The 20,136-nt window shown below is 46.5% G+C and carries 18 protein-coding genes; 7 read left to right on the top strand and 11 right to left on the bottom strand.

Going from position 1 to position 20,136, the window contains the following annotated elements; translation table 11 throughout:
* Positions 1–22: 22 nt before the first annotated feature.
* Positions 23–1,642, top strand: a complete 1,620-nt coding sequence (locus tag QUA25_RS24975) for a mucoidy inhibitor MuiA family protein (protein WP_333041998.1) — start codon at positions 23–25, stop codon at positions 1,640–1,642.
* Between the two features lie 97 nt (positions 1,643–1,739).
* Here the strand turns inward: QUA25_RS24975 and QUA25_RS24970 are convergent, their stop codons facing one another.
* The 4 genes from QUA25_RS24970 to QUA25_RS24955 all read right to left on the bottom strand — a co-directional run bounded on the left by QUA25_RS24970 (position 1,740) and on the right by QUA25_RS24955 (position 4,260).
* Positions 1,740–2,705, bottom strand: coding sequence for an SGNH/GDSL hydrolase family protein (locus QUA25_RS24970; protein WP_333041996.1), 966 nt, complete (start codon positions 2,703–2,705; stop codon positions 1,740–1,742).
* A gap of 4 nt (positions 2,706–2,709) precedes the next feature.
* Positions 2,710–3,201 (bottom strand): YajQ family cyclic di-GMP-binding protein, encoded by a 492-nt coding sequence (locus tag QUA25_RS24965; RefSeq protein WP_333041995.1) that lies wholly within the window; start codon positions 3,199–3,201, stop codon positions 2,710–2,712.
* Positions 3,202–3,324: 123 nt separating this feature from the next.
* Positions 3,325–3,741 (bottom strand): MAPEG family protein, encoded by a 417-nt coding sequence (locus tag QUA25_RS24960; protein ID WP_333042012.1) that lies wholly within the window; start codon positions 3,739–3,741, stop codon positions 3,325–3,327.
* 15 nt (positions 3,742–3,756) lie between these two features.
* Complete coding sequence (locus tag QUA25_RS24955; protein ID WP_039887610.1) at positions 3,757–4,260, bottom strand: hypothetical protein; 504 nt, start codon at positions 4,258–4,260, stop codon at positions 3,757–3,759.
* Between the two features lie 28 nt (positions 4,261–4,288).
* Here QUA25_RS24955 and QUA25_RS24950 point away from each other — a divergent pair, with 28 nt between their 5' ends.
* The gene (locus tag QUA25_RS24950) at positions 4,289–4,453 is read left to right on the top strand and encodes a hypothetical protein (protein ID WP_333041993.1); all 165 of its coding nucleotides are present in this window, start codon (positions 4,289–4,291) and stop codon (positions 4,451–4,453) included.
* A gap of 85 nt (positions 4,454–4,538) precedes the next feature.
* Here the strand turns inward: QUA25_RS24950 and QUA25_RS24945 are convergent, their stop codons facing one another.
* The gene (locus QUA25_RS24945; protein WP_333041991.1) at positions 4,539–5,636 is read right to left on the bottom strand and encodes a phosphotransacetylase family protein; all 1,098 of its coding nucleotides are present in this window, start codon (positions 5,634–5,636) and stop codon (positions 4,539–4,541) included.
* Between the two features lie 1,274 nt (positions 5,637–6,910).
* Positions 6,911–7,285 carry a type IV pilus biogenesis protein EbsA gene (gene ebsA / locus QUA25_RS24940; RefSeq protein WP_006634686.1) on the bottom strand — a complete coding sequence of 125 codons (375 nt, stop codon included), beginning with the start codon at positions 7,283–7,285 and terminating at the stop codon, positions 6,911–6,913.
* 246 nt (positions 7,286–7,531) lie between these two features.
* Here ebsA and QUA25_RS24935 point away from each other — a divergent pair, with 246 nt between their 5' ends.
* The 3 genes from QUA25_RS24935 to QUA25_RS24925 all read left to right on the top strand — a co-directional run bounded on the left by QUA25_RS24935 (position 7,532) and on the right by QUA25_RS24925 (position 11,576).
* Entirely contained in the window at positions 7,532–9,049 is a 1,518-nt protein-coding gene (locus QUA25_RS24935) for a glycosyltransferase family 2 protein (protein WP_333041989.1), read from the top strand.
* A 338-nt stretch (positions 9,050–9,387) separates the two neighbouring features.
* Positions 9,388–10,596, top strand: coding sequence for a succinate--CoA ligase subunit beta (locus QUA25_RS24930; protein WP_333041988.1), 1,209 nt, complete (start codon positions 9,388–9,390; stop codon positions 10,594–10,596).
* Positions 10,597–10,679: 83 nt separating this feature from the next.
* The gene (locus QUA25_RS24925) at positions 10,680–11,576 is read left to right on the top strand and encodes a CoA-binding protein (protein WP_333041987.1); all 897 of its coding nucleotides are present in this window, start codon (positions 10,680–10,682) and stop codon (positions 11,574–11,576) included.
* 142 nt (positions 11,577–11,718) lie between these two features.
* Here QUA25_RS24925 and QUA25_RS24920 read toward each other — a convergent pair whose 3' ends face one another.
* A complete protein-coding gene (locus tag QUA25_RS24920; RefSeq protein ID WP_333041985.1) occupies positions 11,719–12,417 on the bottom strand; it encodes an alpha/beta hydrolase in 699 nt (232 codons plus the stop codon).
* A gap of 471 nt (positions 12,418–12,888) precedes the next feature.
* Between QUA25_RS24920 and hpsL the strand changes: the two genes are divergently transcribed.
* The gene (gene hpsL, locus QUA25_RS24915) at positions 12,889–14,553 is read left to right on the top strand and encodes a hormogonium polysaccharide biosynthesis protein HpsL (protein ID WP_333041984.1); all 1,665 of its coding nucleotides are present in this window, start codon (positions 12,889–12,891) and stop codon (positions 14,551–14,553) included.
* 141 nt (positions 14,554–14,694) lie between these two features.
* Here the strand turns inward: hpsL and QUA25_RS24910 are convergent, their stop codons facing one another.
* The 4 genes from QUA25_RS24910 to typA all read right to left on the bottom strand — a co-directional run bounded on the left by QUA25_RS24910 (position 14,695) and on the right by typA (position 19,666).
* Complete coding sequence (locus QUA25_RS24910; RefSeq protein ID WP_333041982.1) at positions 14,695–15,963, bottom strand: DPP IV N-terminal domain-containing protein; 1,269 nt, start codon at positions 15,961–15,963, stop codon at positions 14,695–14,697.
* Between the two features lie 135 nt (positions 15,964–16,098).
* A complete protein-coding gene (locus tag QUA25_RS24905; protein ID WP_333041981.1) occupies positions 16,099–16,545 on the bottom strand; it encodes a hypothetical protein in 447 nt (148 codons plus the stop codon).
* Positions 16,542–17,414 (bottom strand): ParA family protein, encoded by an 873-nt coding sequence (locus tag QUA25_RS24900; protein WP_333029965.1) that lies wholly within the window; start codon positions 17,412–17,414, stop codon positions 16,542–16,544. Before QUA25_RS24900 ends, QUA25_RS24905 begins: the two co-directional genes overlap by 4 nt.
* A 461-nt stretch (positions 17,415–17,875) precedes the next feature.
* Positions 17,876–19,666 (bottom strand): translational GTPase TypA, encoded by a 1,791-nt coding sequence (gene typA, locus QUA25_RS24895; protein ID WP_333041979.1) that lies wholly within the window; start codon positions 19,664–19,666, stop codon positions 17,876–17,878.
* Between the two features lie 96 nt (positions 19,667–19,762).
* On the opposite strand from typA, the gene QUA25_RS29590 reads away from it, so the two are divergent.
* Positions 19,763–20,029, top strand: coding sequence for a hypothetical protein (locus QUA25_RS29590; protein ID WP_445242251.1), 267 nt, complete (start codon positions 19,763–19,765; stop codon positions 20,027–20,029).
* The last annotated feature ends 107 nt before the right edge of the window (positions 20,030–20,136 follow it).

Here is a 20,136-nt window from a genome sequence, read left to right as displayed (position 1 = left end):
TATTAAATAGGAGCCATTGGCAATGACTGACTCAGAAATACTTAATTCTGATACCATTAAAACACTAAATACTAGCATATCAGAAGTTACAGTTTATACCGATCGCGCTTTGGTGACGCGGCGCGGTACGGTATCTCTGACGGGAAACGAGCGAGAATTGGCGATCGCCTCTGTTCCTGCAACCCTCGACACAGAGTCAGTCAGGGCTACGGGTGTGGGTACAGTTGCTGTGCGACTTTTGGGAGTGCGAAGCGAAAGAGTGTTTAGCAGCGAACCAGTGGGCGATCGCACTGCCGAATTAACCCAACAAATTAAGGAGTTACAAACCCAAAGACGGGGAATTAACGACAAAATAACCGCCCGAAAAATTCAGCTCCAATTTGTGGAAGGTTTGAGCGAAAAAAGCGTCGGTTTCTTTTCTAGCAGCATCGCCAAACAGCAGGTAGGTTTAAACGAAACTAGCGAATTGCTCAATTTTTTAGGAACTAATTACCTAAAATATGTAAGTGCGATCGCCCAACACGAAAAACAGCAGCGCGAAATAGACAAGCAAATAAAAGCTTTGCAGCAGCAGTTGGGGCAAGTACAAACTCCCCATTCGCAGCAAAGTTTTAACATCATTGTTGCCATTGAACCCAGTGGCAGCGGCAATTTTGAAATAGAAGTTTCCTATGTAGTCACGCGAGCTCGTTGGACTCCCCTTTACGACTTGCGAGTAAACACTACCAACAACCAAATTAATCTCACTTACCTAGCCGAAGTCAATCAAAATACAGGCGAAGATTGGACGGGAGTAGCGCTGACTTTATCTACAGCAAAACCCGGAATGGGAACTCTCCCACCAAAACTAGAACCTTGGTATATCGATAAAACCGAGCCCGAGCAATTTTTTGGTAGGGGTTCATCAGAGGATGATTTTTTAGACCTAGAAGAGGTATTATCTGAAGGTTTTGCAGGCGGTTCACGCTCCATAACACGAGCGCCCATAGCAGCTCAAATAGCCACAGCCCAAGTATCCAGAGAAGGCGGTACAGTCTCATTTCAAGTAGGCGGAATTACCAAGATTCCCAGCGACGGTACACCGCACAAAGTGACGATTTTCAGCGAAAATTATCCCTTTACGGCTGAATATATAGCCGTTCCGCGATTAGTCAGTTTTGCCTATTTGCAAGCAGTTGTTGTGAATCCGCTGACAGGCGCAACTCTGCTTCCCGGTAAAGCAAATATCTTTCGCGACAACACTTTTGTCGGCCGTGTGCAGTTAGAAAATGTTTCCCCCGGGCAAGAATATAAAGTTAATTTAGGAATAGATGAACGGTTAAAAATACAGCGGGAATTAGTGGAAAGACAAGTAGATAAAAAACTGATCGGTCAGCAGAGGCGCACGAGTTACGCTTATCGCTTCAATGTGACAAACTTGCATCAGGTGCAGGTACACCTGACACTAAAAGAACAATTGCCAGTCAGCCGCAATGAACAAATTAAAGTGCGATCGACTCTCACTAATCCGAAGATAGTAGCAGGTGAAATGGGAATGCTAGAATGGATAATGTCTCTGCCCCCGCAAGCAAAGCAAGAGTTATATTACCAGTTTGTTGTCGAACATCCTCCCGACTTAACAGTCACGGGTTTAGATATTTAATACCAACCCGTTGTCAGTTGTCAGGTGCCAGTTCTCAGGAATTACCTCTTCCTTCTGGCGGCTTCCATCGGACTTCTTCCTTCGGCTATAAAGCAGCTTATTTCTTCCCGCCACACGCCACCAATTTTTTCTGTATACACAACTGTTGAAACACTAAATCTGCTATTGATTCATAAGCTGGGGCTGTGGGGTGTACGCCATCCCGAAAATAACTTTTTACCCTCGTTTTCGGCAATTTTGACCAGGCTGCATGAGTGTCTATGATTGGAATTTTTAAAGCTTTTAGCCGATCGACAAACTCGGATTTAAACTTCGGCTGATTCGGTACGGGCAGTAAATCCGCTCGATCGCAAGTATACAACACAAACAACGGAATATTCTTAGCTCGCACCAAAGCAACTATTTGCTCAAATCGCTGCATATTTTCCATAAACCGTTGTGATTCCGACACCGGCACTCCCGCCGCAGGAGAATTCAATACAAAAACACTTGACAATTGGCGAATAACGTGTCTTTGAAACACTTCTTGAATTGCCAATAACGGTTTGCGATTCGGCATCAGCGGGTCATTTCCCACCCCCGCGCTGCTACTTGGAGGTTGTAGCAAATCGTGAGTACCAATTTGCAAAATCACAGCATCGCTTTCAAAAGTGCCAAACTTGCGAATATATCCCAATTGATTGCCAATTCCCCAAGAACCTGCCGAAGCATTCAGCACCTCAACTTGCTTTTTTATGCCCAACAAACGCGCTTCAAACAATTCTGGAAGAGTTTCTTTCTGATCGGTGGTATTATTACCGTTTAGAACCGAATCTCCTATCATCAAAATTCTGAGAGTATCTTCAGGCTTTGCTGAATCGATTTGTTCAGAACGCTGAGAAAATTGATTGTACTCAACTCTATTCCCAAAGCGATATACAAGTTGATTTGGTGCAAATATATAGCCAGCATTAGCATCAGCTTGCAGCAAGGCAGGATTTCCGAATCCGAGCAAGCGCAAGGCAAGTTCTATAGCACTCAAAGATGCGATCGCATAACCGGGAATCCAATAGTTAGCTTTCAAAAATTTACCTGTAATTGGTAAACTGCAAAGCCATCGGATAATCTTCTTGCTTCAACCGTTGAATTACCAACTGCAAATCATCCTTATCCTTAGCAGAAACGCGCACTGAATCACCTTGAATCGAGCCTTGAATCTTTTTAAACTCATCTCGAATTAATTTAGTGATTTTCTTGGCAATTTCCTGGTCTATCCCTTTTTTAAGTTTGATTTCTTGGCGTACTCTAGTACCACTAGCAGCTTCAATTTTCCCATAATCAAAAATTTTCAGAGACAAATTGCGCTTGGCGGCTTTAGTTTGCAAAACTGTGTGAATCGCGTCGAGAGTAAATTCACTGTCGGTATTGATAGTAATTGCTTCAGCGCCCAATTCTACAGTAGTTTTGGTATCTTTCAAGTCGTAACGGCTTTGAATTTCCCGCACCGTTTGGTCAACAGCGTTAACTAATTCTTGCCGATCGAACTCGCTGACAATATCAAAGGAATAACTAGCAGCCATAAATTAGTAATTGGTAATGGGTAATTGGTAGTTGGTAATGGGTAATTGGTAGTTGGTAGTTGGTAATTAGTCATTAATTAAGCGTCTCTTAACTAATGACTAATGACCCGTGACTAATAACAATTAGCCATTAACAGCCATTAAACTGAAATAGAATAAAGTAGCTGTGCAAGAAGAACTAATCGCAAACATGAGCGATCGCCCCAGCGGCACATTCAGAATATAGAAAACCGAAAACAACAACCGGGCGATCGTAAAAGCGATCGCAGCCCAACCCGCCGGTTCCGAATCTACCCCCGTCACAAAAGCCATCAAAGCCGCCGCTGAAAACAGCATAAACGTCTCAAACGAATTTTGGTGAGCCCAAGTTGCCCGCTGAGCGTAAGCCGGCAACCTCTCAAACATAGCGCGGGGGGCTGCTTGGTCGTAGCCTAGCTGCAAGCGGGCGAACGCAACCACCAAAAACGGTGCGTAAACCAGCGCAGCAGCAGCAGCAATACAATCAAGCAGAATAACCGACACAGGTAATCCCAACAGCATCATCGGCCTCGCAGTTCAATCAAAATAGAACAGAGTAACTACCTTGCGCTGTTCCTCCGCATCCTGGCAAGTTTTCAGCAAAGTGTGGCTTTCGTGAAAAGCAAAACATATCAGTTGCTGGCAGCGAGAAATAATCTCCTGATTGCACATGGCGCTTGCTTCCGGGAGAGACAAGCTATCATTTTTGGGATTTTCTACCAAATGTATCACTTGTTCGAGTTGGTCGCGAGACTCCCGAGGCTGGCGACTCATGCTTTGTGGCAAAATCACCGTCAGCAGATTTGGATCTGCTCGCATTGCTCCCCGAATTGCTGCTGAATTGGTGCCTGTTGCACCAGAAGTGATGAGCTGATTGCCTCCCAGAACTATGGCGTAGCTCAGCATCTCAATTAGCTGCTGGTGGGTAATAGGAACGTGGCGAGAACCCAAAAGAGCAATCCGCTTGGAGCTGGTTTGCTGGATCGCCGCAAGTTCTTGTAAAAAATCATCTACTCTGGGTAGCTCAATTGATTGACTCAAAGAATTTATTAAATTAAATAAAACTACGTTGTGGATTTTAGCAGACTCACTAGCCATTGCCGCCAAAAAGAAGTTAAGAATTGCTGATTTACCGGATCAGACTAGAGGATCGGGAGATTTGAGGAAGCCAGAAGGCAGAATGTCTGAAGACATTCGGCAGCCGGAGCTCAAGGTAGAATTCAAGAAAAATTGAGAATTTAAGAATTTTGGCTTTTTATTTATTTAAACAAAAAGTTCTCTCTGCCGAATACCTTCTTCCCTCAGCTCCGGCTCTGTTATTAATCGACTCGATCGCTCAGGCCCAAGGATGCCATCATGCCATCAAGGTCAAAATGTTCTGCCATTAGCTGAGTAACGCATTCCACCTTGATCGGTTCGTGCAGGCGCACGCTGCCAAAGGTGCTGTCGATAATTTCTACCGTGGTTAAGGTATCCAAATCAACAGACAAAACCGGAATTTCCATTTCTTCTGCCCTGCCAATCACTAGGGGAGAAGGAGGCAAGTGGCCTGTCAAAATTAAGCACTGAGTCGAGCTCTCCAGAGCTGCGAGCTGAATGTCCGTGCGATCGCCCCCCGTCACCACCGCCATATTTCTCGCTTTGCGGAAATACTTCAGAGCAGAGCTAACATTCATCGCGCCAATTGTCAAGGTTTCCACCATCAAGTCCAAACGGTCTTTACGGCAGAGCACATCAGCTTTCAATTGGTGCACCAATTCTTTGACGCTGACACTTCGCAGCAAAGCACTTCTCGGCAGCATTCCCAAAACTGGAATACCCGCAGCCTCCAGAAAAGGCCGCACAGTCCCCGTTACGGATTCTAGTTTGTCCGAGGGAACGTCGTTGAGTACCACGCCCAGCAACCGCGAACCCAAACGCTGTTTAGCCGACAGCAAATCGTCTATATAAAGATCGATCGGGCGGGCTACCAACAGCACAGAGGCATCAACTGCCTCAGCGACTTGAGCCAAAGACAAGTCAAACAGACTGCCTTCCTCCAAATTAGCTGGGCCTTCTAACAGCACCAAGTCTCCGCTGGGAGCTTGCAAATATTGCGCTAAAGACTGGCGGTAATCTGTCTTGTCTTCTCCCCGCAAACGCTTGTGAACTGTCTCTTCATCCAAATACAGCAGTGTTGACGGCATCTGACTTTCTGAGAGCTTCAGCGTCTCTACCGCGAACCGTACATCTTCGTCCTCGATCCCAGCTCCCTCGGAGCTGAAACAGGTTCCCAGAGGTTTGCCGTAGGCGATGGCCAGTCCTTTTTCCCGGAGTCCGAGTGCCATCCCCAAGGCGATGGCCGACTTGCCGCTGTAAGCTTTTGTGGAACCGATCAGCAAATATTTAGTCAATTTGGGTACGCCTTCAATCCTCAATTTGCACCTGTCTATTTCAATAAATTTAGTTTTTTCTACAGTATTTCTGAACTGCGACTCAATTTTGCAATATTATTATACTCGATTTTGTCGCTTTTGGGCATATTCTTTTTTTGCTGAAAACTTTTATTCACCTGTTTCCAACCCTTTGCTTCCCATTTTTATTACTTGATTTTGGGGAAGCAGTTTTTAAATTGTTTGTTGTACCAGCCGTTTTTAAGACGTATTTATCGCCCCCTAATTCCTTTAACAACCGATTTTAATTCTAAGATTTTCACCCATTCGTATTGCGTAAGTTAGATATTAACATAGAACTTTATCGAATAAAAATAACACTGTAAAAATGGGCTAGCTTACCTTGAAAGCCTAGTTAGAGGGTTTAGGATAGTTTTTTTCTGGGCTAAATAGAGAATTGTATAGGAAGAAAGCACGGTGCTTGCCTAAGCAGTTTTGCATATAATTAAAAATGGATAGGTTGTATGATTAGTTATTAATTATTCTGGCGATCGCCCGCAGTAAAACTGAGCGGTGGCACTGCGAGCAATAAGCTTGTTAGGATCGGGCTTCTAGCTTCTCAATACATAAATTTTCGGGCGGCGTGGGTTGGAATTTCGGCAGCCCAAAGGCTGATTGCGATGCTAGCCCGATCGCAGTTCAAGGGCTGTAGATTGATTTTCCTTGGGCGGATATACAGCGCTTTCCTCTCAGCTACCTAGTCGCAAAATTTGAACGAAATCGGACGGCGCGATTCGCCTAACGGCGATAGCTTCGCTCGCGCGTACTCGCACAGCACCAATGTCCGAAATAGGCGGGCTTGTCCCACAACAAATACAGAAGTTTTCAATTGGATGAAATACAGGTAGGGACTCAGGCTTGGCCTGAGTCCCTACGCGAAATCTGTATCACCCTCAACCGACAATTGCGGTTGATTTACTTTAGCAATGGGGATAAGTGCTGACCCCCAAAGGGATTATTGAGAATGATCCAAGAACTCACTTACTATTTCCACTTCTCAAATAGGGCTGGCGCACCAATCATGTAATGTTGCCGTCGAGGCGTTACACTATTGGTGCGCCAGTTATAGCGCCCGTCAATCGATTTTAGATTTTAGATTTTAGATTTTAGATTGAAGAAAGCGACCCCACTGATAAATCCGGGGGCTGGCGATCGCGAGCGAGGAGCTTTTTTCTCGATCCACGACTCAATCCGGGGGCCCCGGATTAAATTGCTTGATTGTCAATTGCGGACTTTCGGGAGTGCGGCTCCGGTGAAAGTTATTCATCCATTCGCATCAGCTTGCGGTAAAACGTTTTAGAAAAATCGACAGTACGAGTTCGCTGAAAAGTCAGAAGTACCTCAATTAAGCAACTAACAAACTCAGAGCTTTGCATAGTCACTTCGTAGCTGAGTTCAGCATTGCCGTCAAACAACACCCGACAGCGGGTTAAATCGATCGGCAGCGACGAGATATTCCAACTAGCGACAAACGGCACGCTCTCCCCGCCGTCAATTTTTCTTGCCCCCTCCAAGCTTTTGAGCTTGTAGAGACCAATAGCGTGCGGTAAAAACTTGCGCCTGGGCTCTTGACAGAAAGGCGCGTAGACTTTCACTTCTTTGTCATCGGCTGGCTTGAGTTGAGGAATAGACATATTTCCACCTCAGACAATTATTACTAACAGATAGTTTAGATCCCCAGAAAAAACTAACAGATATTCCTGGTCGATCGCAAGCAAAAGTCAACCCAAATACTCTATACAGTAGCCGTTTACCAGGGCCGTACAAGCACCGAACCCGCTGGTTGTCCTCCCGTCCGCTTTCGACAAAAGCCCAGAAACTGATACAGTAGATGCTTATATCTAAAATCAAAAACTATTGGTGGTTGAATCAAGTAACCTATGCAGGAGAGTTCTTGGCCAGAAAACGACGCTCGCAGCGAGCTTAACTTGGACATCTCTGATTTAGCTCAAGAAGAGCTCAAGAGTTTGACCTCGCACTCGAAGCTCAGCAAAGTATTTGCTATACCAGACATTGGCGACAGGGTGTTTGACGCGGAAACAAAAGCAGAACTCCCGGTGGCGGTGTCTGTGCCGGGAACTCCCTCTTTTCCTCAAAATCTGTACCGGGGACGGCGCGGAAAAGCCGCAGCAGTGCTGACTGCGATTTGGGCCGGCACGATCGCCCTGCACTTGATTTCTTGGGGTGCGTGGGTAGTGTGGGGGTTGACGGGACTGCTGTGGATGCAAGCATTTCGAGTGTTGTTTGCCGAACCCAAGCCCGCACTACCGCCTCTGGCCGATGAAAGTCGAGAGGATTGGCCCTACGTGTCGCTGCTGGTGGCAGCTAAAAATGAGGAAGCGGTGATTGCCCGATTCGTAGAATCCATCTGCAATGTAGATTATCCGATCGACCGCTACGAAGTTTGGGCGATCGACGATCACAGCAGCGACGCCACGCCGCTAGTATTGGAACAGCTAACCAAAAAGTACCCCCAGCTCAAAATATTTCGCAGAGGAGCAAATGCCAGCGGCGGCAAGTCTGGAGCCCTGAATCAAGTGTTGCCACTGACTCGCGGGGAATTTGTGGGAATATTTGACGCCGACGCGACGGTAACGCCGGATTTGCTGCGCCGGGTGCTGCCAGTGTTCGATGGAGAAAAGGTAGGGGCTGTGCAAGTCAGAAAAGCCATCGCCAATGCTTCGGTAAATTTTTGGACTCGTGGCCAAGAAGCAGAAATGGCTCTCGACAGTTTTTTCCAGCAGCAGCGGATTGCGATCGGCGGCATTGGAGAATTGCGCGGTAACGGCCAATTCATGCGCCGCACCGCCTTGGAAAGCTGCGGAGGCTGGAACGAGGAGACGATTACCGACGACCTGGATTTGACGGTGAGGCTGCACCTAAACCGATGGGACATTGAATTTCTCGCTTTCCCAGCCGTGTCAGAAGAAGGAGTCACTAACGCTCGCGCTCTGTGGCACCAGCGCAATCGCTGGGCAGAAGGTGGCTATCAGCGTTATCTTGACTACTGGCGGCTAATTTTGCGGAACCGCATGGGAACTGGGAAAACTTGGGATTTATTTGGATTTTGGGTATCTCAATATTTCTTACCCACAGTAGCGCTACCCGACTTTGTGATGTCAATTGCGCTGCGCCGAATGCCGATCGCCAGTCCCATAACTTTTATGACGCTTACATTGTCGGTGGTGGGAATGTTTGTCGGTTTGCGCCGCACTCGCAAAGAGACCAAATTTGACGTTAAAAGAGTTTTTCTCACCTTACTGCAAACGCTGCGGGGTACTGTGTATATGTTCCACTGGCTGCTGGTAGGGACTGTGACGGCTCGGATTGCGGTACGGCCCAAGCGGCTTAAATGGGTCAAAACCGTCCATCAAGGGGCTGTTAATAGCATCAAGTAAACAATTCGCAGAAATATTTCGGCACAGTATCGCCGAACGTCCGACGATTTTCCGAGACAAAAAAACACCAACGCTCGCCAAATATCTCCCCGCCAGAGCCTAAGAGTAAAATTTGGCAATTCCGAGAAAAAAACACTTGAAAACAGCTTAGGTAATAGGTAATCGGCGAGCGGTAATAGCGAATAAGTAATCGGCAATACAAAAGTCGAAAATTAAAAGATAAAAGCGAGAATTTTTAACTTTTAACTTGACAAAAAACCAATTACTATCTATTAATTATGAATTGCCAATTAGGACGAATTGCTTGTTGCCAACTACCCGTCACCCGTAATTGATAAATGGATTTGTTAGAGTACCAAGCTAAATCTTTATTTCGCCAGATGGCAATTCCGATTTTGCCGTCGCAGCGGATTGACAATCCCGCCGACCTCAAAGGATTGAAAATTCCTTACCCCGTTGTACTCAAATCGCAAGTGCGGGCTGGGGGACGGGGCAGGGCGGGCGGTATCAAGTTTGTGGAAAATACGATCGATGCAGTAGCAGCGGCTCAAACAATTTTTAATTTGCCGATCGAGGATGAATATCCCCAAGTTCTACTGGCAGAAGCAAAGTACAACGCTGACCAAGAATTGTACTTAGCGGTACTCCTAGACCCGGTAGCCCGCCGCCCGGTGCTTCTGGGATCGAGACAAGGAGGTATGGATGTCGAAGGGTCGATCGAGCAAATGCAGCAAGTTGCCGTAGATCAAGAATTTTCCCCATTCTACGCGAGGCGTCTGGCGCTGAAAATGGGATTGCAGGGAGACTTGATTCAATCGGTGAGCACCATTGTCGAAAAAATGTACCGGCTGTTTGTCGAAAAAGATTTAGACCTAGTAGAAATCAATCCTCTCGGCATCAGTCCGACGGGAGAGGTAATGGCTTTAGATGGTAAAGTCACCGCCAACGACGATGCCTTGGGGCGGCATCCAGATTTGGCAACACTATCGGGAAAGAGGCAAAGCAGCGGGTTGGCACGGGAAAGAAGAAGTCCCCATTCCCACTCGAAGGTTCAGCAGTCGCCGGAGTTTGACCCCAAATCTAAATCCCCAATCTCGAATTCCGAATCCCTGCAATTAATCGAACTAGACGGGAATATCGCGATTTTGTGCAACGGAGTGGGCCTGACAATGGCAACTCTAGATGCTGTAACCCACCAAGGAGGAAAACCAGCTAATTTTGTGAATATTGGTTCCCTAGACCGCTACTATGCAGCAAATGCCCTGCGCGATCGCGTGGAGTTGGGTCTTGAGTTAGTCGCTCAGGATAAAAGCGTTAAGGTGATACTTGTAAATATTTTGGGCAGCGCCTCCAAAACCGAGGAAATAATCGCTGCAGTAGCCGGCTATTTGGAACGGAAAGCTCGCGCTAACCGCCACATCCAAGTTGTGCTCCGGCTGGTAGAGATCGATGCTGATGCTGTTAAAAAGCGTTTGGGACAGTTGCCTGTGCAGCTAGCTAGCACTTTGGATGAGGCCGCGGCCGCTTCTGTATCCTCCGTCAAGTAGCGGCAGTCGATCGGCAAAAAATGAGATTTCTGTACAGATGAAGGCCTTCTGCTTTTTACAGATCGAGTGTCAAGTGGGAAAAAATGAATTTAACTCCTGAAAGCAAAGTCCTAGTACAGGGCATTACAGAATCTCCCGCGTCCACCCGCGCCGCCCTGATGATGAAAGCATACGGCACGAATGTAGTCGCCGGTGTCAGTCCCGGTCGGGGGGGGCTGGAAGTGGAGGGAATTCCGATTTTTGATTTGGTAGAACAAGCAGTGGCGGCAGTGGGTCACGTTGACACTGCGGTAATTTTGGTAGACGCTTACTCGGTGCTGGATGCTGCTTTAGAAGCGATCGCCGGAGGAATTCGGCAAATTGCGATCGTTACTGGGGGAGTGCCTCCTCTGGATATGGTGCACTTAGTCAGAAAAGCAGAAGCTACCGAAACTTTGGTAATCGGGCCCAACAGTCCGGGGATTATTGTGCCCGACAAACTGCTGCTGGGAACTCACCCCAAGGAATTTTACACTCCCGGCCCGGTGGGAGTGATCAGCCGCAGCAGCACTTTGACTTACGAAGTTGCCCTAGAACTTACGGAGGCTGGGTTGGGACAGTCGATGGCGGTTTGTATTGGCTGCGACGCCATTGTCGGTTCTTCTTTTATGCAGTGGCTGCAACTTTTGGACGAAGACGACAGTACCGAAGCGATGGTTTTGGTAGGGGAAGTTGGGGGCTGGAGTGAACAAGCTGCTGCTTCTTACATCGCTTCGGCGATCGACAAACCCGTGGTTGCTTATCTGGCCGGCCGCTACGCTCCCAAGGGGCCGTCTTTGGGCCACGCCGGCATCCTGATCAGTTCTCGGGCGGCTGCCCAGAAAGCCTTTGGAGTTTCGGCCCCAAACAAAATGGCTGCCTTTGAAGAGGCGGACATACCTGTGGCGGCTCGGCCTTCAGAGATTCCTAAGTTGCTCAAAAAATTGCTAAAGAAAAATTGATTGCTTTGGGAGTTTTCACAAAAGTCCTAACCCTCTTGGGGTTGGGATAAGGGTTAGGCCGGGGCGGGTTTGGTCTCAAAAGTGTCTGCAGAATGCCACAACAGCCGCTTCAACCCGCCTTTAGGACACCTTTATGATTTTTTTACCAAAGCCCTCTGACCGGCGTCACAGGCTGCGGTGCGGGTGCTGGCAAGGGGGCGGCGCGGCGCGGCGCTGGAGGCGGAGTTGTTGGCTGCACGCTGCGGCGAGGTTCGATCGGACTTTCGGTGGGATTTGTTTCAGTTGTGCGAGTTGTCGATCTCGTCACATCTTGAAGCAGGCTTCGCAGAGTTCCGGCTATACTCTGAACTTTCCCAACAGCGGTGCGAAGGCTGGCAACATCTACGTAAACCTCGTTGAGAGGATACTTTTTCAGGATTTCCAGCAGCGATACTTTACCGTCATCCCCGGATGCCAGGATCACCGCTGCCCGCAGAGCTTTTCCGCTTTCTGTGCGGCGCTGAGTCCGAATTGCTTGACCGATGTCGTCAGTGATTTTTTCTCCCGGGGTGCTGTAAACTACCCTCGCCAGATTAGAAGGCTTTAAACCAATTTCTAAACCCATGAACCCCCGCAGCATTTGCGCGTCCATTTTGGAGAACCGGATAATTTGTTGGAGGGTTGGCGTCGTCGTGCCGTTTTTAGCAAATTCTTCTAAGTCGCTGACATTAATGGCTTGTCTGATCGGGCCAAATGTGAGGACAACTTTTTCGGCCCCTAATGCTCTACTGCTAGATAATATGCTCCCGCTTGATCCTAAAAGTAGGGCAATGCCGATCGATACAAATTTTGTTAATTTCATATTCACCGCTACATTAAAATTATTTTTTCGAGATTTGTACATTTTTGTACATTATAGATGCAGCAGTTATATTCTACAAGGTCGCCAGTGTAATTTGTGCCCGCGTCACACCGACAATCTAAACCGAGACTTTTTCTCGATCTTGACTTTAAAAATAAGTAACCACATCTGCCGAAATCTTTTCGCTTCTATTCCTTCTGTCTTCTACCTTCTACATCTCCAGCCTTCTATATCAGAGTGTCTTCCGCCTTCAACATAAGTGCCTTATAAAAATTATAGGAACTGCCCTCACGGGAGGACGTTTTTAATTGCACAAACATAAGGGGTCGATTTCTTCTTCTTTCTCTCTTAGGCAACTAAGTCCCTCTTCCTTCTTCCTTCCTTCTTCCCTCTCCCCTCTTCCCTCTTTTTACCCTGAGCGAAGTCGAAGGGCCTTCTTCCCTCTTCCCTTTTCCTTCTTGCTTCTGCTATATGTTGAAAACCAAGCGCAAATCCAAGAAATCCAAACACAAGCACAGCGAAAAAACAACAGCGCTCAGCAAAAAAGAAGTAGCTGCACAAAAACGCAAAATTTTAGAAAAGCGCAATGAATTGGTGCAGGCGATCGCCATAAGCTGCTTAGTCAGCGTTGCTCTGAGCATTCCCCTGTTTTTCGTAGCCGGCCCTAAGATTGCTATTGCAGGAGGCGCCGCCGCAGCCATCTTGCTGCTTTCCTACAAATACCCCCGTCAAGCTTTGTGGACTTTTCTAATTTACCTGCCTTTCAGTGGTACAATTACCTACGCAATTGGCGGCGGGAATGCTGCTTTTCAAGTAGCCAAAGATGCTTTCTACATACCAGCTCTCATCGCCCTAATTCAAAGCTGCAAAAAGAAACAGTTGCCCCTGTTCATTCCCAAACAAATGCTTTCTACCTTCAGCATCCTGTTGATGATGGCAATGCTGACTTTAATTTTTGTCAACGGGGAGATGCAGCTCAACCCTAGGGCGGGCGACAAACCAATTCTGCAAGGAATTCTCGGATTAAAAGTATTGATAGGTTACATACCGCTGATTGCTTCTACCTATTATCTGCTCCGCACTAAGAAGGATTTGGTATTTTTTAGTCGAATGCACATCGTTTTGGCTATCGTTTGCTGCCTTCTCGGTTTGATTCAGTACCTGTTGCTGCAAAGTGGAAAGTGTGCAGGAACCAGAGGAATGACCGGAGCCGAATTATATAAAGCAACGCTGGAAGCTAGATGTTTTGTCGGCGGTTCTTTGGTGTTCAGTCCAGAAGTCAAGATGGTCCGCTTGCCGGGAACTTTTGTCGCGCCTTGGCAGTGGGCGTGGTTTTTAATTTCTAATGCTTTTTTAACCTTTGCCTCTGCTTTTTGCGATCCTTCATTCTGGTGGCGAGTTATCGGTTTATTTGGCATGGCATTAGTATTTGCCAATGCAGTTATTTCCGGTCAAAGAGCTGCTTTAGTTATGGTTCCCGTTGCTACAGCTATCCTGCTAGTTCTCACCGGTCAATTAGTTAATTTAAAACGATTTATTCCCGTCGGTGCAGGACTGGCGATTCTGCTGTTTGTCGGTGCAGCTATTAACCCGGGAATTGTCGAGCAGCGGTGGGAGAGCTTTGTTAGTCGCTGGAATGCTGCACCGCCCCAGCAGTTTCTCTTTAATCAGTTCGAGCAGAGCAACAATTTTATCATTGACAAACCTCTCGGTAGAGGTGTGGGACGAGCCACTAATTCAACGCGAATATTTGGTGCCACGCAGCTAATTGAAACTTTCCAACCTAAGTTGATATACGAACTCGGTTATCCGGGAATGATTAGTTTTCAGCTCATGCTTTTACACTTAGCTTTTCTAACTTTTAGAGCTTACAGATCTGTCAAGGACAAAAGTTTGCGGAGTTACGGAGCTAGTTTTTGGGTGTTTGTTGCATTTATTACGATCAATACTCAATACTATCCGCTGGATGTAGATCCAGTGTCCGTGTATTATTGGGTTTTAGCTGGGGCGATTTTAAAGTTGCCCAAAATTGATAAACAGGTGCAGGATGAAAAACACCAGGAAGTTGAGTCAAATGAATTGCAAGTTCACCAGCCATTAAAGGAGAAAAAAATTATTGCATCTTCCCCAATTTGAGAATAGTTTTGAGTGTTGAGTTTGGTGGATTCTTTCTTGTTCAGTAACCCGCTTTCGCTCCAAGGCGGTGCAAAGATAGCCCACCGTTCTGGGTTTATCTGTGCTAAAATCAACCCCTACAGCATATTGTGGCTCTTAACTTTACTGCGGTTGCCAAACCGGATGGCTAGCATTCAAATCCTGGTCGTTTGTCAATTTAGTCAATGCCGAACCGTCCCGATTAATTACATACAAGTTGCTTTTGTCTCTTTGGATTTCGTTAAATATAAAAGCAATTTGCTGGCTGTCACTAGACAAAGCTAATTCTGAAATTCCCGACGGTTTTAGCCGGGTAGCTAGTTGATTTAGCTGCTTTCCGTCAGCATTGATTGTGTAGAGTTTTTGATTGTTGAACTCTCCAGCGACGAAAGCAATAAATTTGCCATCCGGCGACCACGAAAGTTCGCCGTAGTTTCTGGGTTTTTGGGTGAGGTTGTTGGCTGTCCCCCGGTTAATGTCGAGCAGGTAGATATCTTGCTGTTCGCCTGATGAATCGCCAGGTTTATTGTAATAGTAAGCAATGCGGTTGCTGTCGGGCGACCAAAATAGTTTGACGTTGTAAACCTCATTTTGCGGGTTGTTGGTCAAATTCTTGAGGTTGGTTCCGTCGGCATTAATTGTGTAAATTTGCTGTTTCGGATACGCGCCGAACAGGAAAGCAATTTTTGTGCGATCGGGCGACCAAACAAGTTCACTTCCGCCGGATATATATTCGCCGGGACTTTTAGTTAGTTTGGTCATTTCCGAACCGTCGGTATTCATTTTGTAGATATTTTTATCCTTGACAAATGCTACCTGCTGGCCGTCGGGTGAAATGTAAAATTCCGATGAAATTTCTGTTTTAGGCGGCTGTCCTCCTACTTTCAAATTCCGAACTAATTTAGTTCCTTTAATGCCAGAAGTGTCGCTTATATAAAGTGACTGACTGCCGGGAGTATCAGAGGTAAAACCGTCGCAAGAACGGGCAAAAACAAGTTTCTGGCTGTTGGACAACCAAGCTATTGCAAAATTAGCTGCTTTGCAAGCATCCCCAGCAAACTGTTTAGTTAGTCGCGAACCGTCAGCGTTGACTGTATAAATATCGGTATCGCCACTCACGAAAGCCAGTCGCTGGCCGTTGGGCGACCAAACAAGGGTAGGGCTAACATCTATATTGGGTGCAAGTTCGCGGCGGGAGGAACCGTTAGCATTGACTGCAAATAAATTAGATATGGTCTCGCTGCCGCGCATCTGGAGGGCGGTAAACGCTAGTATCCTTGGTTTTTGGGCTGCGGTTGGGGGAGGGCTTTGAAGGCTCAAAAACAAGCTGATTAAGAGTGTTAGGGAGATGAGGGCGATCGAACTAAGTCGCAATAATTTATTCAAAAGCATTTGGTCAATATCATCTCCTTACTTTTAAATTTTCACAGTCTTCAGTCCTCATATCTCCGACTTCTTAAAGTCCTGCAGGGATATGGCAAATTCTAACTCCAAGCTATTACCAATGCCCGATTCGCAATGCCCGATTCAAAGTGTTTGTCTGTCGATATGTCTCGATAGCCTCAAACTCTGTTTAATTCTGCCAATAATTAGCTCGAACATTTTTTTGCGCGACGGATTCTTGCTGCTGGGCGGCATCCCTAACTCGCAACACATCAAGTTCAAGTCACTTGCACTCATTGCCAACAGTTTTTTCCTCACCTCTTCTTCATTACCATTCTTAGCTTGTAAACGCAGTTCTTCATAAACTTCTAGAACATTGGCAGCCGATAAATTAACAGGTTTATTAACATCAGCACCCCTGGGAATATCCGAAGTTTTTGAGCCAGCAGAAATCACTCCCCGTTTGACTTGAGTCTCAAGCCGGGTTAATTTTCGAGCAACGTCCCGCAAAATTTCCTTAAGTTCGCCAATTTCCTCAACCAACCCCCCGCTTTCTTGTTCGGAAGCAGCCAAAGTTTCTTTTTTACTCATTTCAGATACTCCTCACACTCGCGCCATAGTTTTTCAAATTCTCTAACTAATTCTCGCGGCAGTTCACCCTCATTAATCGCCCGTTTTAGGCCGACGCTTTCGCGAATAGTCGATTCTAAAAATCTAACTTCTATGTTATTATCTTTTGATATCTCATCGCAAAGTCTCTTTACTTCTCTCATGTAAAACTGAACTTCATTTGTCAGCAATCCTCCATAGGTTTTAGCTTTATTCATAAAGACTGCTATCTTGGGGAACGGATAAGGCTCAATCCGTTTCTGGAGCGAGTTTAAAACTAAACTCAATCCCCTAGAACCAAAATAATCGGGATTGACGGGAATTAATATTAAGTCGCAGCAAGAGAGTACGCTGTAGGTGAGAAGACTGAAGGAAGGCGAACAGTCAAACAGCATCAAATCGTATTTGGGGAGATTGGCAGAGTTGGCGATTTTGCCGATGAATCTGCGGATAAAGTCTTTAACACTTTTACCCTCAAATCCATCGATATCCAACCAATACAATTCTTCAACTGAAGGGACAAAATGCAACTGTTCGTCAATCTGATAAATGGTGTCGAAACCAACGGGAAATTTAAAATTCTGTCCGGCTTTTTTAAAGACTTCTAGAGCGTCGTAAATTGTAAGTCTATGCTTGAGAGATTTTTCGTACCACTTACCAAATTTGTCATCTAAATGACCTGTATTTTCGTTAAGTCCGATCGCCTCTGTGAGCGACATTTGCGGATCTAAGTCTAACATCAAGACTTCTAAGTCTGTTCCTTGGGATATAATATTTCCTAGACTCCAAGTGACGGTGGTCTTTCCGACACCGCCTTTGAAGTTGATTACGGCTATTGATTTAGGACTCATGGCTGGCTTTGTTTGGATTTTGCTCAAATATAAATTAAAACATATTGTGTGACTTTGTTCAGCGCGCGATCGCCCATGAGAAGCCCGATGTGTCGATTGACAGAAAAGGCAGACTATGATATAGAAATAAAGAATAAAATAAAACTATTAGTCATCCCAAAGGTGAACTAAAACAGATATATTCGAGATTTAAGAAACAGGAAAACGGCGATCAAATTATCGATCGACTTAATGTTGAAAAGGTTTTATCTAATCGGAATACTTGTGCTTCTCTGAGGATCTTATTTGCATAGTATTTAAAGGCTTTGCGGGAAACATCTAATAATAAATATCAGTTGATAAGTAGATAATTAAGTAAAATAACCAAAGCACAATTGGATAATATATAATTTTGAAATTTTTCGCAGGTTTTTACTGTCGATAGAAAGTAAGGTGCGCCGAGGCGCACCATACAAGTTGTTTTAGCGTTTGACCAACTTCTTAGAAACCTTCCGCAAGCGAATTGATTTCGGTGTTACTTCCACCAATTCATCCTGGCCGATGTACTCCAAAGCGCGTTCCAAACTCATATCGACTGGTGCTTGCAATTGCGCCAATTCTTCACCGCCAGATGCGCGGTGGTTTGTCAACTGCTTCGACTTGCAAATATTCAGCTCCATGTCTTCATCTCGGTTGTTTTCTCCGATAATCATCCCTCTGTAAACCTTGGTTCCGGGGGTAATGAAAAATACGCCACGGTCTTCAGCATTTTTCAGTGAATAAGTAGTTGCAATTCCTTCTTCAAAGGAAATTAATACTCCGTTGCGACGGGCGATAATTTCTCCACCGAGGGGGCGATAGTCGAGGAAGCTGTGGTTCATAATTCCAGCGCCGCGAGTCAAGCGCATAAACTCGCCTCGGAATCCAATCAAACCGCGAGCGGGGACTGAAAATTCGATTTGGGTGCGACCGGTGCTGCTGACGTGCATATCTTGCATTTCTGCTTTCCGCTGACCTAGGCGTTCGATGCAGCCGCCGACTGCTTCTTCGGGTACGTCTAACACCAAACATTCAAAGGGTTCGCAGGGACGACCGCCGATTTCGCGGTAGATTACTTGCGGCTGGGATACTTGGAATTCGTATCCTTCGCGACGCATATTTTCGATCAGGATTCCGAGGTGGAGTTCGCCGCGGCCGGATACGAGGAATTTGTCGGGAGATTCGGTTTCTTCGACGCGCAAGGCGACGTTGGTTTGGAGTTCTCGCATTAGCCGATCGCGAATTTGACGCGATGTTACTAAACTACCTTCTTGACCGCAGAACGGCGAATCGTTCACAGAGAAAGTCATCTGCAAAGTTGGTTCGTCTACTTTGATTAAAGGCAGTGCTTGCGGGTCGTTGGGACAGGTAATTGTCTCGCCAATATACGCATCAGCAAAACCAGCAACGGCGACAAGATTACCAGCAGAAGATTCTGGGATATCAATCCGCTTCAGGCCTTCAAAGCCCATCAATTTGGTAATTTTTGATTTGACAATCGCGCCGCTTTCGGTGATTAAGACTGCTTGTTGACCGATTCTAATCGTGCCGTTGTGGATGCGGCCGATGACGATGCGACCGACGTATTCTGAGTAATCTAAGGTGGTTACTTGCAGTTGTAGTGGCTTGTTGGGGTCGCCTACGGGGGGTGGTACGTGGTCGAGAATTTCTTCAAAGAGGGGCTTCATATCGACCCCTTCGTCTTCGAGGTGTTTTTTGGCGTAACCGCTTAAGCCGGAACCGAAGAGATAGGGAAATTCGCACTGATCGTCGTCAGCGCCTAGTTCGAGGAACAGATCCAAAACTTTATCGACGGCTTTGTGGGGGTCGGCTCGCTCGCGATCGATCTTATTCACAAAGACGATCGGGCGCAGTCCTTTTTCTAGGGCTTTTTTGAGCACGAACCGCGTTTGCGGCATCGGGCCTTCGTTGGCGTCTACGATCAGCAGACAGCCGTCAACCATGCCGAGAACTCGTTCGACTTCTCCGCCGAAGTCCGCGTGTCCGGGGGTATCGACGATGTTGATCAGGGTTTCTCCGTACCTGACGGCGGTGTTTTTGGAAAGGATGGTAATGCCACGTTCGCGCTCGATGTCGTTGGAGTCCATGACGCAATCTGGGATTTCTTCCCCTTCGCGGAAGATCCCGGACTGTCTGAGGAGAGCGTCCACAAGGGTGGTTTTGCCGTGATCGACGTGAGCAATGATGGCGACGTTGCGAATGGGAAGACTCATAATGCGTCTGGAGCGTTAAACGGATCTAACTAAAGATTTCTTAATAATTGTAGCGCATGAAGTCAAGGGGCGATCGGGCGTGGCTGCCAGATTGGAGTGAGAGCGTCGCTAAAATCAAGATTATGGAAGCGCCAGCGAGGGAAATGGAGCGTTACACCCCGCCTGACGGCAGAGTTTTTTTCGATCGGCGATCTTGAGTTGGCCTTGGTGAAGAAGGTTGGAGACGGGGCGATCGCCCGTATTAAGATGAGGGTGCAAGTACGATCGACTTTATGGAAGTACAACCGAGGGAAATTAGACGTTATATTACCCCAGACGGTAGAAATCCTTTCGCAGAGTGGCTTAGTTCCCTGCGAGATTTGAATGCGGTAGTTAAAATTGAGCAAAGGCTTGATACCAATTTAATATGAAGCTGCATAGAATAGGGCTTCAAGAATAAACTTGTAAGATGACAACGAACTAATTTGCTC

The sequence above is a fragment of the Microcoleus sp. Pol17C6 genome (assembly GCF_036701145.1).
Classification (GTDB): Bacteria; Cyanobacteriota; Cyanobacteriia; order Cyanobacteriales; family Microcoleaceae; genus Microcoleus.
This window is presented reverse-complemented; position numbering and strand designations above follow the sequence as displayed.

Coding starts and splice junctions, on each gene's coding strand:
- typA (WP_333041979.1), bottom strand. CDS start 19,666: ATGAGTCTTCCCATTCGCAACGTCGCCATCATTGCTCACGTCGATCAC.
- QUA25_RS24925 (WP_333041987.1), top strand. CDS start 10,680: ATGAATTTAACTCCTGAAAGCAAAGTCCTAGTACAGGGCATTACAGAA.
- ebsA (WP_006634686.1), bottom strand. CDS start 7,285: ATGTCTATTCCTCAACTCAAGCCAGCCGATGACAAAGAAGTGAAAGTC.
- QUA25_RS24975 (WP_333041998.1), top strand. CDS start 23: ATGACTGACTCAGAAATACTTAATTCTGATACCATTAAAACACTAAAT.
- QUA25_RS24965 (WP_333041995.1), bottom strand. CDS start 3,201: ATGGCTGCTAGTTATTCCTTTGATATTGTCAGCGAGTTCGATCGGCAA.
- QUA25_RS24910 (WP_333041982.1), bottom strand. CDS start 15,963: ATGCTTTTGAATAAATTATTGCGACTTAGTTCGATCGCCCTCATCTCC.
- QUA25_RS24960 (WP_333042012.1), bottom strand. CDS start 3,741: ATGCTGTTGGGATTACCTGTGTCGGTTATTCTGCTTGATTGTATTGCT.
- QUA25_RS24935 (WP_333041989.1), top strand. CDS start 7,532: ATGCAGGAGAGTTCTTGGCCAGAAAACGACGCTCGCAGCGAGCTTAAC.
- QUA25_RS24920 (WP_333041985.1), bottom strand. CDS start 12,417: ATGAAATTAACAAAATTTGTATCGATCGGCATTGCCCTACTTTTAGGA.
- QUA25_RS24905 (WP_333041981.1), bottom strand. CDS start 16,545: ATGAGTAAAAAAGAAACTTTGGCTGCTTCCGAACAAGAAAGCGGGGGG.
- QUA25_RS24900 (WP_333029965.1), bottom strand. CDS start 17,414: ATGAGTCCTAAATCAATAGCCGTAATCAACTTCAAAGGCGGTGTCGGA.
- QUA25_RS24930 (WP_333041988.1), top strand. CDS start 9,388: ATGGATTTGTTAGAGTACCAAGCTAAATCTTTATTTCGCCAGATGGCA.
- hpsL (WP_333041984.1), top strand. CDS start 12,889: ATGTTGAAAACCAAGCGCAAATCCAAGAAATCCAAACACAAGCACAGC.